A 14,943-nucleotide genomic window follows, 5' to 3' on the forward strand; every position below is an offset into this window, starting at 1 on the left:
GCCTGCGTCAATCTCGACGCGGGCCCGCTCACGGCATATACATTCGGAGTTTCCTCCTCGATAGGTCATCGCGCGATGCGATACACCTTCGCTCGCGCCGCGGTCGACCACCGGTTCCTCACCGCGGTGCGAATCGACGCCCCTCAGCCCCTGAGCCGTACGGTAGTAGCGATCTGGGAAGACCTGACGCGGCCCGGGGGCTGCCGCATCCACACCTTCATTCCGACGATGCGCGCCCCCAAAGACATCGACCGGCCGCAGATGTTCGACTGCCTTCCGCTGACCGACATCAGCTATCTGGACCTCATGCGCACGATCTGCCCCAGTCTGATTCCCAAGGCCTGTGTCGAGGTGGCATCAGATGAGTCGACGCGGGCGACGTCTCTCGGTGCATCGACCGAGTTGACGTATCGAGCGGCCGACGTGACCGTCACCGAGTTCCTTGTCGACGATCAGTCGACACCGGTGGCTCGGCTGGTGCACCGGAACGACGTGCTCGAACGTACCTGGCGGGTCTTGGAGTTCGGTAGCGAAGCCGATCACGGCATGCCCGTGCGCCTTCGGGTTGATCGAGCAGACGTCAAGAAGCCGACGGTCTTCGAACGAGTCACCCCGGTGATCGCGTTGACGCGGCATCCCGGCGTCGAGGACGCCGTTCCCCTCTTGAACGAAGCCCATCGACAACTCTTCGGCACGGGATCGGTATGAAGCGCGGCCGAGACGCCGCGCGTGCCACGGTTCGACTCGTGTCTGTGGCCACCGCAGCGGCACGAGTTGCCGGTGCCGCGCTCGTGCATCCGAGACGGGCCGGGGATGCGGCCGCTGATTCCCTCGTTCGAGCTGTTGAGTCACTCGGAGGCGCCTACATCAAGGCGGGCCAGCTGTTGGCCACCCGGTCGGACCTCATCGGTCCACGACTCGCACATCGGCTGTCGCGACTCCAGGACGACGTTGCTGCGATGAGCGGCACTGATGCGCTCGCAGTGCTCGAACGTTCACACCTGCCGTGGCCGGCGAGTGCGTATTCGGCAGTGGCGAAGGGGCCCGTGGCAAGCGGATCGATCGCTTGCGTGTACCGGTGGGAGCCCGATTCAGGCGCTCCCCTGGCGTTGAAGATACGGCGGCCCGATGCGGCCGAGACAGTGCCCATCGACACGGCCATGTTGCGTTCGTTCGCGCGGCTGTGCGCGATGACACCGTGGATGCGCTCCAGTCCGGTCGTCGCCATCGTCGACGATCTGTGCTCCGCCGTGCTCAATCAGCTTGACCTGGACCGCGAACGCATCATGCTGACCCAGTTTCGGGGAGTCCTCAAGAACGAAGACCACATCGTCGTTCCAGCACCAGTCGACGAATACTCCAACTCCGAACTGCTCGCCATGGAGTTCGTCGACGGCCTGGACCGGAAGACGTTTGCTACGGCGGCGCCGAGCCTGCGCGATGAGGGCATCATCACGCTGGTCCGCGCCATGTACGACCTCGTCTTCGTGCATGGTTTCGTGCATATCGACCTGCACCAGGGAAACGCATATCTGCTCCCGGACGGGCGACTCGTTCTGCTCGACGTCGGGTTCGCACATGTGCTCAGCGACTTCTCTCGTGAGCGTTTCACCCGTTTCTTCGGCGGCATGGTGACCGGGCGCGGGCAGGAGTGCGCGGAGATCCTGCTCAGTACGACGAAAGGGATCGACCACCACGATCAGAACCTGGTTCGGTTCAAAGCGGAGGTCGTTCGGCTCGTGGAAGAGTCCGCGGAACTCGATGTCGCGCACTTCTCGGTGCCCCGCTTCGCTGCGCGGCTGTTTCAGATCCAGCAGAGCAACGGCTACTACGCCGAGCCCGAGATGATGTTCCCGTTGCTCTGCCTGATCGCCCTAGAGGGAACCGTCAATGAGTTGGCGCCACACATGGACTTCCAGATCGAGGCCGCTCCCTACATCATGTCCAGCCTTATCGATCTGTAGCGGAGAGGACCTATGCGTGACAAGTTCAGCAACGCCACCGACCAAGTGCTCAGCTTGGCCGAAGGGCACGCGCAACGGTTCAATCATCCCTACGTCGGCCCTGAACACCTGCTCCTCGGACTGGCTGATCACGCGCAAGGAGCGGCCGCACGCGTTCTCCGGGACAACGGGGCTTCCGTGGAGACTCTCCATGAGAGGGTCCACTTCATCCTCGGGGAATCCGAACCTCGTCCGGCAACGAAGCTGCCCACGACCCCGCAGGCCAGCGAGGTGCTCCGCGCCGCGACTCGACAGGCCGGGCACCGTGGTGACCCCACGGTCGAGCCCGCACACATCTTGCTCGCCCTCCTCGACCAAACGTCAAGGAACCTGAGCGTCGACATTCTGCTCAGCCTCGGACTCGACCCCGCAGCTCTTCGTTCCGAACTGCTGAAGGCGATGGCGACGGACGCACCGACTGAACTCCCGTCCACGGCAGTCGAGCCGACGGCATTCAAGCCGGCGGGATCGCAGCTCCTGGATCAGTTCGGTGTCAATCTCACGCGCGAGGCCGCCGAAGGGAAACTCGACCCCGTCATCGGCCGCGATGCCGAGATCCGACGGCTGACTCAAGTGCTTTCGCGGCGCATGAAGAACAACCCCGTGCTCCTCGGGGACGCCGGCGTGGGGAAGACAGCCATCGTGGAAGGGCTGGCTCGCAACATCGTTGACCGTGCGGTTCCGCCCTCGCTCACCGACAAGCAGCTCTACGCGATCGACCTGGCATCGATGGTCGCTGGTTCGCGCTACCGAGGCGACTTCGAGGAACGCCTCAAGGGCGTCCTCAAGGAGGTTCTGGGCCGCGGCGACATCATTGTGTTCATCGATGAGGTCCACATGCTGGTCGGTGCGGGTGCCGCGGAGGGATCGATCGATGCCGCGAACATCCTCAAACCCCTACTCAGCCGTGGCGAGATGAAGCTCATCGGAGCGACCACCCATGGCGAGTACCGCAAGTCGCTTGAGAAGGACTCGGCTCTCGACCGACGATTCCAGCGCATCAGTGTGAACGAACCCGCCCCCACCCACGCCGTCGCCATCCTGAGTGGACTGAAGCCGCTGTTCGAAGCGCACCATCAGGTGACGATCGCTGATACGGCGCTCCAGGCGGCCGTCGACTTGTCTTGCCGCTATCTGCCCACGCGGTTCCTGCCCGACAAGGCGATCGACCTGATCGACGAGGCCGCAGCGGAGGTTGCACTACGGCTCGATCCGACGTCGACCGTTGTGGTGGCCGACGACGTGGCAACTGTCGTGTCACAACAGACTGGTGTCCCGGTATCGACGATGTCCCGAGGTGAGTCGCAGAGGCTCGGACAGATGGCGGAGCGGCTGCATCGGCGCGTCGTCGGCATGGACGAGGCGATCCAGGCCGTCAGCAAGGCGATCAAACGCGCTCGCACGGGAATTCGGGACCCGCACCGGCCAGCCGGCTCGTTCGTCTTCGCCGGTCCCACGGGTGTGGGTAAGACAGAGCTGGCCAAAGCGTTGGCCGAGTTCCTGTTCGATGACCAGGACAACCTGGTTCGGTTTGACATGTCCGAGTTCGGCGAGAGCCACACGGCTTCCCGACTCGTCGGTTCGCCGCCCGGATACGTGGGCCACGACGAGGGCGGGCAGCTGACCGAACGTGTCCGTCGCAAGCCGTTCTCGGTCGTGCTGTTCGACGAGGTGGAAAAGGCACACACCGACGTGTTGGACACATTGCTACAGGTGCTCGACGACGGGCAGCTGACGGACTCGGCCGGTCGGCGCGTGGACTTCACGAACACGGTCATCATCCTGACCACCAACCTCGGCTCCCGTGACCTCGCCAGAGATCGTCTCGGCTTCGGCGAGAGCGACAGCAGCCATCGGTACGAGCATCAGAAGAATGTGGTGTCCGCCGAGCTCAGACAGCACTTCCGACCCGAATTCCTTAACCGGTTCGACGACATCATCGTCTTCCCCGAGCTGTCGCGTGACGACATCTTGGCCATCGTCGGACTGCTGGTGAACGACCTGGACGACCGACTCGGCGCCAACAACATCTCGATCGAAGTCACCGCGGCCGCTCGCGAGCGCTTGGCGGACTACGGACACAACCCGGCGGAGGGTGCACGACAGCTGCGTCGAGCGATCCAGGCCCACATCGAGGATCCACTGACCGAGATGGTGCTCAACGAACGTGTCGAAGCCGGCCAGACCGTCAGAATCGACACTGACGCGGACTCCGGCAAGCTCACGCTGACCCCGCTGAGTCCATGCGATGGCGACCCTTCACTCGCCGCGGACGGCAAGGTCTCCGTCGAGGCGAACGGCGGTCTCGACCCCGACCACTCCCCTACCGATCGAGTTACCGATCGAACCGTTGACGGGCCGAACGGCCATAAGGTAAGTTCAAACTGACTTAAGAAGTAGTATCGATCTGAGAGGAGCGCGGAATGGGCCAGCGACTGGCATATTTCGAGATCACCTCGTCCGAGGACGCCGGGCGTCTCCAGTCGTTCTATGCCGACATGTTCGGCTGGAGCGTCAACGAAGTACCTGACATGGGCGGATACGCCCTCGTCGACACCCAGTCCGGCGAGGGAGCCGTGGTCGGCGGGATCGGTCCGGCCATGGGCGAGGCCGGTGTCCGGGTGTACTTCCAGTCCTCTGATCTTGGTGCCGCGCTGCAGCGGGCCGAGAAGCTGGGCGGGTCGAGGGTCATGGAGCCGACCGAGTTACCCGGATTCGGCAACATCGCAGTGTTCGCCGACCCGGACGGAAACACCATCGGCCTGTGGGATCAGCCTTCCGCCTGACTCACCAGTGCCAAGGCAGGCGAGCGAGACCGATGCGGTTGCGTGCATCCCCCTGTCGACAGCTCGTCCTGCACGGGTTGCCCGTCATGACGGGGACGATGCGTTGCGCAACCGCTCGTTCTCGGAACTGTCTGTGTGCCTGTGGCGACGACCAGATCAGTGATCGGAACACCCATGACTTCAGAGCCTGGTGACCGCAAGCGATCCTCCTCGGCGTCGTCTGCGGGCGGTCGAGCGGCTCCTGCCGCACATCCGCGACAGCAGATGTTTGCGCTGCTGATGGGTTGTTACGCTTCACAATGCATCGCGGTGGCTGCTGACCTGAGGATTTCCGACTACTTGCACGAGGCGCCGCAGCGACCATCCGACCTCGCCCAGCACACCCAGTGCGATGCTCGAGCGATGCACCGGCTTCTGCGGGCTCTGGCCGGTATCGGAGTGTTCAACGAGCGTGACGACGGTTCTTTCGAACTCACCCCTACTGGCGAGTTGTTACGCTCCGACGTCCCCGGATCGTTGCAGTCGATCGCGCGGCTGATCGGCTCGGAACTTCAGTGGCCCACGCTCGGCAACCTGAGTCACACGGTCAGAACGGGCGAGCCGGCGTTCGAGCACGTCTTCGGGATGTCGATGTGGGAGTACCTCGCCACGAACGCCGATGCGCGTGCCTTGTTCCAATCATCGATGAGCGCGTTCTCCACCGCCGAAGTCCGCGCGATCCTCGACAACTACGACTTCTCGGACGCCATCACGGTTGTCGACGTCGCCGGCGGACAGGGAACCCTCCTGGCCGCGATCGTCGACAAGTACCCGCACGTCGAAGGCATCCTCTTCGAGCAACCAGAGGTGACCCGCGAGGCCCGCGACCAGTTCGTCGCGAACGGGTTGGGGCACCGGTGCCGGGCGATAGCGGGAGACATGTTCTCCACGATCCCCACCGGAGCCGACTGCTACATCATGAAGTCCGTTCTGCACGATTGGGATGACGAACGCGCGACGCGGCTGCTTCGTATCTGCCGGGACGCGATGGTCGACCGCGCGAGGCTACTGATCATCACGCGTGTGGTCCGGCCCGCGAACGAGCCCGACCTCAGCAAGTTCCAGGACCTGAACATGCTGATCAACCTCAACGGCGCAGAGCGCACGGCCGACGAATTCCGCGAGCTCCTCGGCCACGCCGATCTCCAACTCCACGAGATCATCGCCACACCGAGCCCGCTGAGCATTCTCGTCTGCACGCCGGATACGTCCAGCCGGCCAGGTGCTCTGTGAATGCTCGGCAGACTCGTAGCACTTGGGGCTACCTGCCCCATGACCTGCCGCAGCTGAAGCCGGACTCCCAGTCAGAGCCCGAGGGCCGTTGAGGCCAAGGCGGTTCCGAGTACTCGTGCCTCGATCTTGGCGAAGGCGAGGTCTCGTGAGGTGGAGGTGTCGTCGGCGAAGGGTGAGAAGCCGCAGTCGTCGCAGGTGCCCAGTTGGTCGACCGGGATGTAGCGCGCGGCGAGCAGGACCCGGTCACGTACCTCTTCGGGAGTCTCGGTGGTGGCACTGATCGGGTCGGTCACCCCGACGAAGACGCGGATGTCCGGGCGGAGTTGACCGGCGATGATCTCCAGCACCCGTTCGGGATCGGGCTCGCTGGCCAGTTGCAGGTAGAAGTTCCCGGCCTTCAGCTGGAAGAGCCGGGGCAACAGCTCGGCGTAGTCGACGTCCAGGCTGTGAGTGGAGTCGTGATCCCCGCCCGGGCAGGTGTGTACCCCGATGCGGGCCCGCTCCTGATCGCTGAACCGGCCGAGGACCTCGTTGTTGAGAGCGATGAAGTCGTCGAGCACACCCCCGGACGGGTCCAGCTTGAGTGACATGCGCCCTTCCGTGAAGTCGAGCTGGACGCTGTGCGCCCCCGCCTCGAGGCAGCCGCGGATATCGGTCTCCGCCTCGTCGGCGAGATCACGCAGGAACTCTTCACGGGAGTAGCCCTCGATGGGTTCGCCCGGGTAGAGCAGGCTCAGGGCCGACGGGGCGATGACGGCCTGCTTGACCGGGCGGTCCGTGTGCCGCAAGGCGTCGCGCACATAGGTTTCCGCGCGGACCTGATAGCGGAACGGTCCCGAGGTGAGACAGGGCAGCTGCCGGGTGTGACCGTCGGCGAACGGGATGACGGCGCCGTTCGGGTCGAGGGTGGTCAGGCCCGTGAGGGGGTAGGTGGCGAAGCTGGGCTTGGCCTGCTCCCCGTCGACCAGGACGGGGCAGCCCAACTGCTCCAGCCGGGTCAGGGTGTCGGCGGTCGCCCGCTCCTGCAGAGTTCTTAATTCCGCTTCCGCAAGCCGCCCTTCAGCGTGTTCGGCGAGGGCCGTCTGCAGGTTGCTCGGGCGGGGGATGCTACCGATCGGCTCGGTGGGGAGAGTCATGAACCGGACCATACGGAGCGCGGTAGGGCCTAGCAAGAAGGCGGGTGTACATCCCCTGTGAAGATACGCGCGGCCAGGTGTCCGCCCTGATCAGGATTCCCAAGGTCACCGAGGAACATCAGGGTTCCGCTGCTGTTCCGTGGATTCGGAGTTCTGAAGCGGTCGAATTCTCAGCCCGCCATAGAACGGTTGTACGGAGCGCTTCAGCCAGCGAATGAGCTGCCGATTCGGCGAGTTGAGCAGTGTGAGCGGCCACAGGACGTAACCGCCCCTCCCTCTCCTCATGGGACCCACCTGGCCGACGGCGTCGACGGCCGGGCGGAGCCGGCGGAGTGGGCGTGCCTCGCCCATCTGCTCGCCGTCGCGGCGCCGGGCACGGTTGACGACACGGGCACCAAGGCGTCATCCAGTCGCGCGCCTGCCGGTGCGGGCGCCGCACGGCCCGCGCGCGGCGTGGCGGCTCGCGTCCTGACGGAGGCCGCGACTTCTCCGAGATTGCTGAACTGCGATCGGGAAATCTGGAGGAGGGTAGGTTCCGCCGCGGTCCCCTAATCTCGTCAGGGTGTTCGGCTGATGAGGGGGATGCTCATGGCGATGAGGAGACTCGGTCTTGCCCGGGGGGAGTTCGAACACCCGGCTTCATTCTGGCTCGGAGCGCTGGCGTGCACCGCAGGTGTCGCGCTGCATCTGCCGATGTACTTCTCGGCACACCACATGCACTACGTCATGGCCGGGATGCGGCCGGACCCCGCCATGATCACCGGGATGGTGCTCATCGCCGTCGGACTGGTCGCGGTCGTCTACGGCGTGCTGCCCCCGCGCGGGGGCCAGATCAGGAAATCGGCGCGGTCCATCCGCGTCACCGCCATCGATAACGCCCCGATTCGGGGTCGGCACATCGCACTGCTCATCGTTCTCGCCATCGCGATCACGATCGACGTCATGAAGCCCGCGACGCTTGCGTTCGTGGCGCCCGGCTTCGCCCAGGAGTACGGACTCAAATCCCCGGCCAATCCGCAGGGGGACATTCCCGTCTCGTGGCTCCCGCTTTCTGGGATCACCGGAACGGTCCTCGGCTCCTGGATCTGGGGCGTGTTGGGTGACCGCATCGGACGGCGTTCCTCGATTCTGCTGGCCGGAATGCTCTTCATCACCACTTCGATCTGCGGTGCGATGCCCGGCTTCAAGTGGAATCTCATGATGTGCTTCATGATGGGGATCGGCGTCGGCGGCATGATTCCGATCGCCTTCGCGCTGATGGCCGAGACGATCCCCGCGCGCCACCGCGGCTGGCTGATGGTGTTGATCGGCGGTGACATCGCCGGCGCGTACCTCATCACGAGCTGGCTGTCCGGTTGGCTGACCCCGACCTACGGCTGGCGCATCCTCTGGCTCATCGGCTTGCCGACAGGAGTGCTGTTCATCGCGCTGAACCACTGGATCCCCGAATCGCCCCGCTATCTGATCGCCCGCGGCCGGGACGAGGAGGCCAAGGTGATCATGACCAAGTACGGCGCGGCGGTGCAAGAGGTCCCGGGCGACGCCACGGCTCCGGAGAAGCCCACCTTTCGCGGCTACTATCGGCTCTTCCGGGGCCCGTTCGCCGGTCCCACCCTCGCGATCATGGTCCTCGCCGCCGGCGCGGGCCTCGTCACGTTCGGCTTTCAACTCTGGGTGCCGACCAACCTGCAGCACCTCGGTTACTCCGCGGTGAAGTCAGACTACGTCGTGCGCAACGCGGCGCTGCTCGGACTTCCCTTCACCGTGCTTGTGGCGGTGGCCTACGGCTGGTGGGGAAGCCGCAAGACGATCATCACGCTCGCGGTGGTGTCAGCGCTGTCGCTGGGCGGCTTCGTGGTGGCCGGCGACTCAGTGGCGCAGCACCACCTCGCGCTCTCGCTGATGCTCATCGTGCCGCTCTCCGCCATCAGCTCGGTGACGGCGGTCGTCTCGGCGTACGCCGCCGAGGTCTACCCCACGATGCTGCGCTCGCGCGGCTCGGGCATGGCGGCCGGCATGACCAAGCTCGGCGGAGTCCTGATCATCGCCGTGGTCGTCGCCAGCACGACCATCCCCTCCATCGCCGCGACCGCGCTCATCGGCGCCGTGCCACTGCTCCTGGCGGCCGCGATGTTCCTGTGGTTCGGGCCCGAGACCAAGCGGCGAAGCGTCGAGGAGATCGCCGACGAGCTGTTGGCACCTGAGGCCGCCTCTCGAGCGGACCACTGAGCCGAGCTGTACGGGTGTGCTCGGCAGCCTCCTTCCGGGTGTCAGGCTTCGGCGATCCCGAGAAGACAGCCACGGCGACGTAGAACAGCGGGACAACGCTGCACACCGAGTTGGCTTCCTTCTCAAACGACAGCAGAGCCTCTGGGAACGTCCCCAGGAGACATCGGTCCGGCATAGCCGAGTTCAGTCGACGGGGCCTGACAGCCACTCACCTTTGAGCATCACTGTTCGGCCAGAAAACTCGTGAAATCCGTTCCATACTTGGATGCGGCGAGGGAGCAGTCGAATGTAGACGTAGCCCGACATCTTGCGTGGGTCGTGAGAGACAGCGGCGAAGCGGTCGGCGACGCCCGTGGCGACCTCTGGAACCGGCACGAGACCATCGAGAACGGTATCGATCATCACCACGTCAGACGTGGTGCCGACTGCTACTCGTGCCCGCTTGGTCTCCTGGATCCTTCGGACGGTTTTACTGCTCTCGCCGGTAGCAGTGACGATGGCGTCGTTGTCGCTGACGAACGCCACCGGAATCAGATGTGGCCCGGCGCACCCACCCGTGGCCAGCCACATCTGGGATTCCTGCTGAAGCCTGAGGCGGGCGGCAGCTAGGCGTTCTTCATGAGCACGAGGCGTCGGCATATCAGGATGTTCCTTCAGCTTATCGGCAGCCGGGGTTTGCCGGGCAGAAGGCCCGCAGTTTCGGGCCCTTCCCACAGTCCGCTTCCTGAGCCAGCAGCCCCTCGATGGACTGCGCAAACACCACCCGCGGCTCCGGCCGGTGGAACAAGTCCCCCCAGCCCCCGGCCAGTTCGTCCAGAGCGCGTCCCCACCCGCCGATGTCGTCAGCCGTAACACGCAGTGTCATGCCCGGACAACGAGCACCCCGACATCAAGTCACAATCCCGAACCCGAGCTGCTGAAAACTCATTCGGGACGCACTTGCTGTCGTCCACCAGGGCGAGGCGCTGTGGGCGATGGACACCAACCGCGGCAGCGCCTCCCTGCACGACTGGACCCGCCAAGCGAGGGGAATGGCAGCAGGCATGACGACGGTAGCCCCCGCTCGATGAGCGGGGGCTGGCTCGCGGCTCTACAGAACTGAGCGCCCCGAGACACTCAGGGACACTCAGGCGCTCGGCCCACGCCGTTCCACACGTCGCAACCTACTGTTGAGGCTGCTCCGTCGTGGAGTGACCTGCCACTGAGTCCGGCCCAAGGCCGGAAGATTTCGCGCATTCTTCGGCGAAGTGTTGCAGGGTTACCCGCCAACCTTCCCCGTAGTTGCAGTCGGAGGGCAGCAGGGACGGGTCGACATTCTCCCAGCCAGTGTGTTCGACCGACACACGCGTCGAATGATCATCCAGCTTTTCGAAGGTCAGTTCGACACTTGTCGTGGGGCCGGAGATGACGTCCCACCGAAGCACGAACCCATGCGGCGGGTTCCAGGCGGTAATCACGCCCCAATTGCGCTCGCCGTCCGGTCGGACCTCGTACATGCGGCCGCCGACACGCTTCTCCACGACGACCGTCTTGATCTGATCTCGTCCCAGCGAGTAGGACTGCAGCGGCCACCAGTCCGCAACCCGGCCGACGAAGGTCGAGAATGCCGACTCCTGACTGCAATTCACGACGACACTCGCCCGCACGACGTGCTGGTCGGCGACGACACTCGGATGCCTAGCGTTTACTGAGCTCATCCACCTGGCCCTCGATGTTGTTCGGCAACGGCGAGCGTCCCGGCGCCATGTCCGCTTCGCGCAAGTCCGTTACCCCTTGGGCGGAACACTCGCCGCGATGGCTGCCGTGCCGCTGAACGAATCAAGCATCCCGAGAGCGCCGCTGCAGCCAGCTTGCCGCCTACGTGCTCGACGACGCCGTTCGGCAGTCTGCTCATCGGGTTCGAGCGCTTGACTCCCCTGTTCAGCATGGCCGTCGTCAACACTCCTCGGCTCACCTTGCCGGTCCGCGACGCCGCCAGGATACCGTCCGTGCTCTAGCCAGGCATCCCCTGCTCGTGATTGGCCGATTCGCCTTCGGCGCCTTGGTCGTTGTCGCCGTGCGTGTTGACCTCGGCTGCCTCTGCGATTTCCTTGGCGAGTGCGAGGCTATTGGACCAGAGGTTGTTGAAGTATTGGTGCAGTATCGCGATCCCGTCGGCCCGCGTGCGGTAGAGCCGACTTCTTCCGTCGCGGCGTTCCTCGACCAGTCCCGCCTCCTTGAGCACACGAAGGTGCTGAGAGACGGCCTGGCGGGTGACCGTGAAATGCCCCGCGATCTCACCGGCGGACATCTCCTTGGTGGCCACCAATTCGAGCATGGTGCGACGGTTTTCGTCTGAGAACGCACGCAGGATCGCGGCGGCCGATACTTCATCCGGCTGTTTCGAAAGCCTCATTATGGTCAGGCGCCACCATCTTCTGCTGTCGGATGACTAGTACGGCAACTATTGCTCCGATAACACTGAGCACACCAATCCCAACCAGCGCGGGACCAGCCCCTTCGGCCATACTAGCAGCAGTCCCATAGTCTCCGAATGCGGCGAACCACGCCGTCACCATCGCGACGCCGAATACCGCACCGACGTACGCGAACGTCTCACTGGATCCGGATGCCATCCCGGCTTGCTGGGGAGTCGCCGACCGCATGACCGCGGACGAGACCGAGGGGAACGCAATTGCAGTACCAACGCCGGCGCAGAGAAGCGGGAGCCACAGGCTGCCGTACCCTACCGCCGAATCGGACATCTTTGCGCCAATCCACAGAAATGCCACTCCCGGCAATAGCAGGCCGATAGTGACCAGGTATCGCTCACCGATCTTATCCGCCAGCTGGCCGACAAACGGGGAAATGACCAGGGTCAGCGCGGTCCACGGCAGCAGGCGTACACCGACTTCGATGGGACTGTTCCCCAGCCCGAGCTGAATGTACTGGGTAAGGAGGAACGCCGGGCCGAACATTCCCGCGTTGAGAATGAAGTTGGATACACACCCTGCAGACACATTCAGGTTTCGGAACAAGCTCATATTGATCATGGGCTCCGAAACCCGACGTTCCCACAGGACGAAACCCACGAGCAGGAGCGGTCCGACGATGAGCCCGCCAAGGATCGTCACATGAGCCCACCCTCGCTCCGGACCGCGAATCAGTGCCTGCACGATGAGCAGGACCGCGGAGGTGGCCATGAGGAGGCCGACCGGGTCGATCTTCCTCGAGCCACCGAAGGACTCTGGCACGTGCATGCGGGAAAGCGCGATGACGCCGAGCCCGATGGGGACGTTCAGCCAGAAGATCCAGTGCCAGCTGAAGCTCTCGATGATCGCTCCACCGACGATCGGCCCGGACGCGACAGCGATGCCGATGACGCCGCCCCAGATGCCGATGGCCTTTCCTCGTTCCTCAGGCGGGGTCACCGAGGTGATGAGCGCGAGGGTCAGCGGGAGCACGACCCCGCCACCGATGCCCTGGACGACCCGTGCGCCGATGAGGAATCCCAGTGACGGACTGACGGCACACAGGATGGAACCGAGCGTGAACACCGTCAGGCCGATCGCGAACACCCTCAGGCGACCGAAGCGGTCGGCCAAGGTCGTACCCGTGAGGATCAGCGATGCGAAGGCCAGCGTGTACGCGTTGACCGCCCAGCTCAGATTGCCCGCGTCACCTCCGAGATCCTCGTGCAGCGTCGGCAATGCGGTTGCCACGACCAGGTTGTCCAGACTCACCATGAAGTTGGTGAGTGCAGCAAGTGCGATCGTCCAGACCACCTGCTGTTTTGGAAATGCATGGAGTGCTGGCTGCATCAACTCTGCTCCCGTCTTGCACCTCAGCAGAACGATCAAGGGCAGTTCCCTACCGAATTTTTACGTTAGTGTGGACTTTCGCATGAGTCAAGCCGAGCCGGGGGCGAAGGGGTCGCCGGGACGAGGCCGCCGAGGGCGGAGAGCAGGTCAGGGCGCGTTCGCGGGGTGCTGGACGCACCGTGGCGCAGAGCAGTCGGGGCGCGCTTGGCCACACCTCCTGGCGCACCCGACCGCATGTCACGAACAGCCCTGAGGAGTCACCTCGTCGGGAACGTCCGGCTTCCGCCGGCTCACGCGGAGTCACGTGCGTGAGCAGTCACGCTCGCGCACTACTCCGCAGGAGGCTGGAGAGGTAGCGATCGAGCCCCGGGACCGAGAGCAGCGTCGGCACCATCCCCGTCGTTGGCTCCTGGAGCACGACGTCAGCACTGGCCTGGTCGGATGGTCGAACATCGAATTCTTCGCTCACACCGACGAGCGCTTCCGCCAATGAGTCCTCGGAGCCCCTCTCGACCGTGATCGCGCGCATCAGCCATGTGCCGCACGGCAGACCGCCGAAGAAGAATCCGCCCTCGGGGTCGACGAATCCCGCGGCGATCGGCGGCATGAGCGGCCTCGCACTCGAGAACACGCTGACGTGGGTGCGAGTGCCTCGATTTCGTGGTGTGCCAATCAGCCGACCCGTGACGCAACCGCGAGGGTCGTAATCGTGTACGACACCCGGAGCGGCGAAGTCGAAGAGCGTGAAATCAGCTCGAGACGAGTGCCTGTACTGGGACGGGGTGAGCCCGACGACTTCGGTGAATCGAGTCGTGAAAGTCCCGAGGCTTTGGTAACCAACCGAAGACGCGATGTCGGACACATTTGCCATGCTTGTCGACAGCAGCTGTTTACCTCGCGCCATCCGGACCGTACAGAGGAAGCGCCCGGGTGAGCACCCCGCTTCTTTTCGGAACTTCCGGGCGAAATGAAACTTGCTGTACCTCACGAACGCGGCGATGTCGCCAAGGCTGAGCGGACGTCCGCAGTTCTCCCACATGTAGATCATGCTGTCCCCAACCGGATTAGACATGGCTCCCTCCGATCTCGTGATCGAACACTTGCCATTGGATCTATCGGGTGCGTCTCTACAGGCAGGCGCAGCTCGCCGTCGCACGGCGCAGCCTGCGCTGCCGCGACGATGCTCTGGGTCTCGGTTGCCGTCGAGCGGGTCGAGCGATCGCGTCCCTCCAAAGGAAACGCATCCGGATCCACCCGCTCGCAGAAATCTCAGACGTCCATGTGGATCGTGTCCCACCGCAACAGCACGACGCTACGGAGAAACGAATTGCGGTCCGCTGTCAACCCATACCGTGCAACCCCGCTGCCCAAGGTAGGAAGACCATTCGAAACCAAGGTCACTGCGCAACGTCACGCTGTAGGTCAAGCCATGTGACTGGCGCCGGCCTCGGCCTTGCGTGCCAAGCTGGCATAAGTCGTCCCCGTTCTGCGCTTCGCGTCAGTGGCGACTACCGGCCTCCCTCCATGAGGTGGAGTCCCACCAAGTGGGGTAGGGCCTGGCGCGTAGGTCAGCGCGACGCTGGAAACTCGATACCGTCCGGTCCAAGCACTTGCGCGATAAGGGGCGGCTTGCAGGTGCCCCGGAGCCCGGGTCAGGAAGTTGACCCTGCCGGAACAGGAACTAGAGAATCCGCATTACCCTGCACCACGCGCCGAG

12 protein-coding genes are annotated in these 14,943 nt (G+C 64.3%); 6 read left to right on the forward strand and 6 right to left on the reverse strand.

The genetic code is table 11. The features are described from left to right. Positions 1-75 precede the first annotated feature (75 nt). The 5 genes from CP982_RS03080 (at position 76) to CP982_RS03100 (ending at position 6,061) form a co-directional block, all read left to right on the forward strand. Positions 76-708, forward strand: a complete 633-nt coding sequence (locus CP982_RS03080; protein ID WP_150509035.1) for a hypothetical protein — start codon at positions 76-78, stop codon at positions 706-708. 38 nt (positions 709-746) lie between these two features. After that, positions 747-1,964 carry an ABC1 kinase family protein gene (locus tag CP982_RS03085; RefSeq protein WP_170316337.1) on the forward strand — a complete coding sequence of 406 codons (1,218 nt, stop codon included), beginning with the start codon at positions 747-749 and terminating at the stop codon, positions 1,962-1,964. 12 nt (positions 1,965-1,976) lie between these two features. Then, a complete protein-coding gene (locus CP982_RS03090; protein ID WP_150509037.1) occupies positions 1,977-4,391 on the forward strand; it encodes an ATP-dependent Clp protease ATP-binding subunit in 2,415 nt (804 codons plus the stop codon). 35 nt (positions 4,392-4,426) lie between these two features. Next, positions 4,427-4,789 (forward strand): VOC family protein, encoded by a 363-nt coding sequence (locus CP982_RS03095; protein WP_150509038.1) that lies wholly within the window; start codon positions 4,427-4,429, stop codon positions 4,787-4,789. Positions 4,790-5,068: 279 nt separating this feature from the next. Then, positions 5,069-6,061: an acetylserotonin O-methyltransferase gene (locus tag CP982_RS03100; RefSeq protein WP_260422693.1), complete on the forward strand. Its 993-nt coding sequence runs from the start codon at positions 5,069-5,071 to the stop codon at positions 6,059-6,061. Between the two features lie 71 nt (positions 6,062-6,132). Here the strand turns inward: CP982_RS03100 and CP982_RS03105 are convergent, their stop codons facing one another. Further along, positions 6,133-7,197, reverse strand: a complete 1,065-nt coding sequence (locus CP982_RS03105) for a cobalamin-independent methionine synthase II family protein (protein ID WP_150509040.1) — start codon at positions 7,195-7,197, stop codon at positions 6,133-6,135. Between the two features lie 588 nt (positions 7,198-7,785). Between CP982_RS03105 and CP982_RS03115 the strand changes: the two genes are divergently transcribed. Next, positions 7,786-9,426, forward strand: coding sequence for an MFS transporter (locus tag CP982_RS03115; RefSeq protein WP_170316339.1), 1,641 nt, complete (start codon positions 7,786-7,788; stop codon positions 9,424-9,426). Between the two features lie 183 nt (positions 9,427-9,609). Here the strand turns inward: CP982_RS03115 and CP982_RS03120 are convergent, their stop codons facing one another. The 5 genes from CP982_RS03120 to CP982_RS03140 all read right to left on the reverse strand — a co-directional run bounded on the left by CP982_RS03120 (position 9,610) and on the right by CP982_RS03140 (position 14,298). Continuing rightward, positions 9,610-9,996 (reverse strand): pyridoxamine 5'-phosphate oxidase family protein, encoded by a 387-nt coding sequence (locus CP982_RS03120; protein ID WP_229878814.1) that lies wholly within the window; start codon positions 9,994-9,996, stop codon positions 9,610-9,612. Between the two features lie 593 nt (positions 9,997-10,589). Further along, positions 10,590-11,123 (reverse strand): SRPBCC domain-containing protein, encoded by a 534-nt coding sequence (locus CP982_RS03125; protein WP_150509044.1) that lies wholly within the window; start codon positions 11,121-11,123, stop codon positions 10,590-10,592. 296 nt (positions 11,124-11,419) lie between these two features. Then, on the reverse strand, positions 11,420-11,821 hold the full coding sequence (locus CP982_RS03130) for an ArsR/SmtB family transcription factor (protein WP_150509045.1): 402 nt from the start codon (positions 11,819-11,821) through the stop codon (positions 11,420-11,422). Next, positions 11,796-13,226 (reverse strand): DHA2 family efflux MFS transporter permease subunit, encoded by a 1,431-nt coding sequence (locus CP982_RS03135; RefSeq protein WP_170316340.1) that lies wholly within the window; start codon positions 13,224-13,226, stop codon positions 11,796-11,798. The genes CP982_RS03130 and CP982_RS03135 overlap by 26 nt, the downstream gene beginning before the upstream one ends. A gap of 316 nt (positions 13,227-13,542) precedes the next feature. Beyond that, a complete protein-coding gene (locus CP982_RS03140; RefSeq protein WP_150509047.1) occupies positions 13,543-14,298 on the reverse strand; it encodes a helix-turn-helix transcriptional regulator in 756 nt (251 codons plus the stop codon). Between the last annotated feature and the right edge of the window lie 645 nt (positions 14,299-14,943).

The sequence above is a fragment of the Streptomyces spectabilis genome (genome assembly GCF_008704795.1).
Lineage (GTDB): Bacteria > Actinomycetota > Actinomycetes > Streptomycetales > Streptomycetaceae > Streptomyces > Streptomyces spectabilis.

Excerpts from the sequence above, each read along its gene's own strand:
- CP982_RS03080 (WP_150509035.1), top strand. The coding sequence starts at position 76 with ATGCGATACACCTTCGCTCGCGCCGCGGTCGACCACCGGTTCCTCACC.
- CP982_RS03090 (WP_150509037.1), top strand. The coding sequence starts at position 1,977 with ATGCGTGACAAGTTCAGCAACGCCACCGACCAAGTGCTCAGCTTGGCC.
- CP982_RS03095 (WP_150509038.1), top strand. The coding sequence starts at position 4,427 with ATGGGCCAGCGACTGGCATATTTCGAGATCACCTCGTCCGAGGACGCC.
- CP982_RS03100 (WP_260422693.1), top strand. The coding sequence starts at position 5,069 with ATGGGTTGTTACGCTTCACAATGCATCGCGGTGGCTGCTGACCTGAGG.
- CP982_RS03105 (WP_150509040.1), bottom strand. The coding sequence starts at position 7,197 with ATGACTCTCCCCACCGAGCCGATCGGTAGCATCCCCCGCCCGAGCAAC.
- CP982_RS03115 (WP_170316339.1), top strand. The coding sequence starts at position 7,786 with ATGGCGATGAGGAGACTCGGTCTTGCCCGGGGGGAGTTCGAACACCCG.
- CP982_RS03120 (WP_229878814.1), bottom strand. The coding sequence starts at position 9,996 with ATGTGGCTGGCCACGGGTGGGTGCGCCGGGCCACATCTGATTCCGGTG.
- CP982_RS03125 (WP_150509044.1), bottom strand. The coding sequence starts at position 11,123 with ATGAGCTCAGTAAACGCTAGGCATCCGAGTGTCGTCGCCGACCAGCAC.
- CP982_RS03130 (WP_150509045.1), bottom strand. The coding sequence starts at position 11,821 with ATGAGGCTTTCGAAACAGCCGGATGAAGTATCGGCCGCCGCGATCCTG.
- CP982_RS03135 (WP_170316340.1), bottom strand. The coding sequence starts at position 13,226 with ATGCAGCCAGCACTCCATGCATTTCCAAAACAGCAGGTGGTCTGGACG.
- CP982_RS03140 (WP_150509047.1), bottom strand. The coding sequence starts at position 14,298 with ATGTCTAATCCGGTTGGGGACAGCATGATCTACATGTGGGAGAACTGC.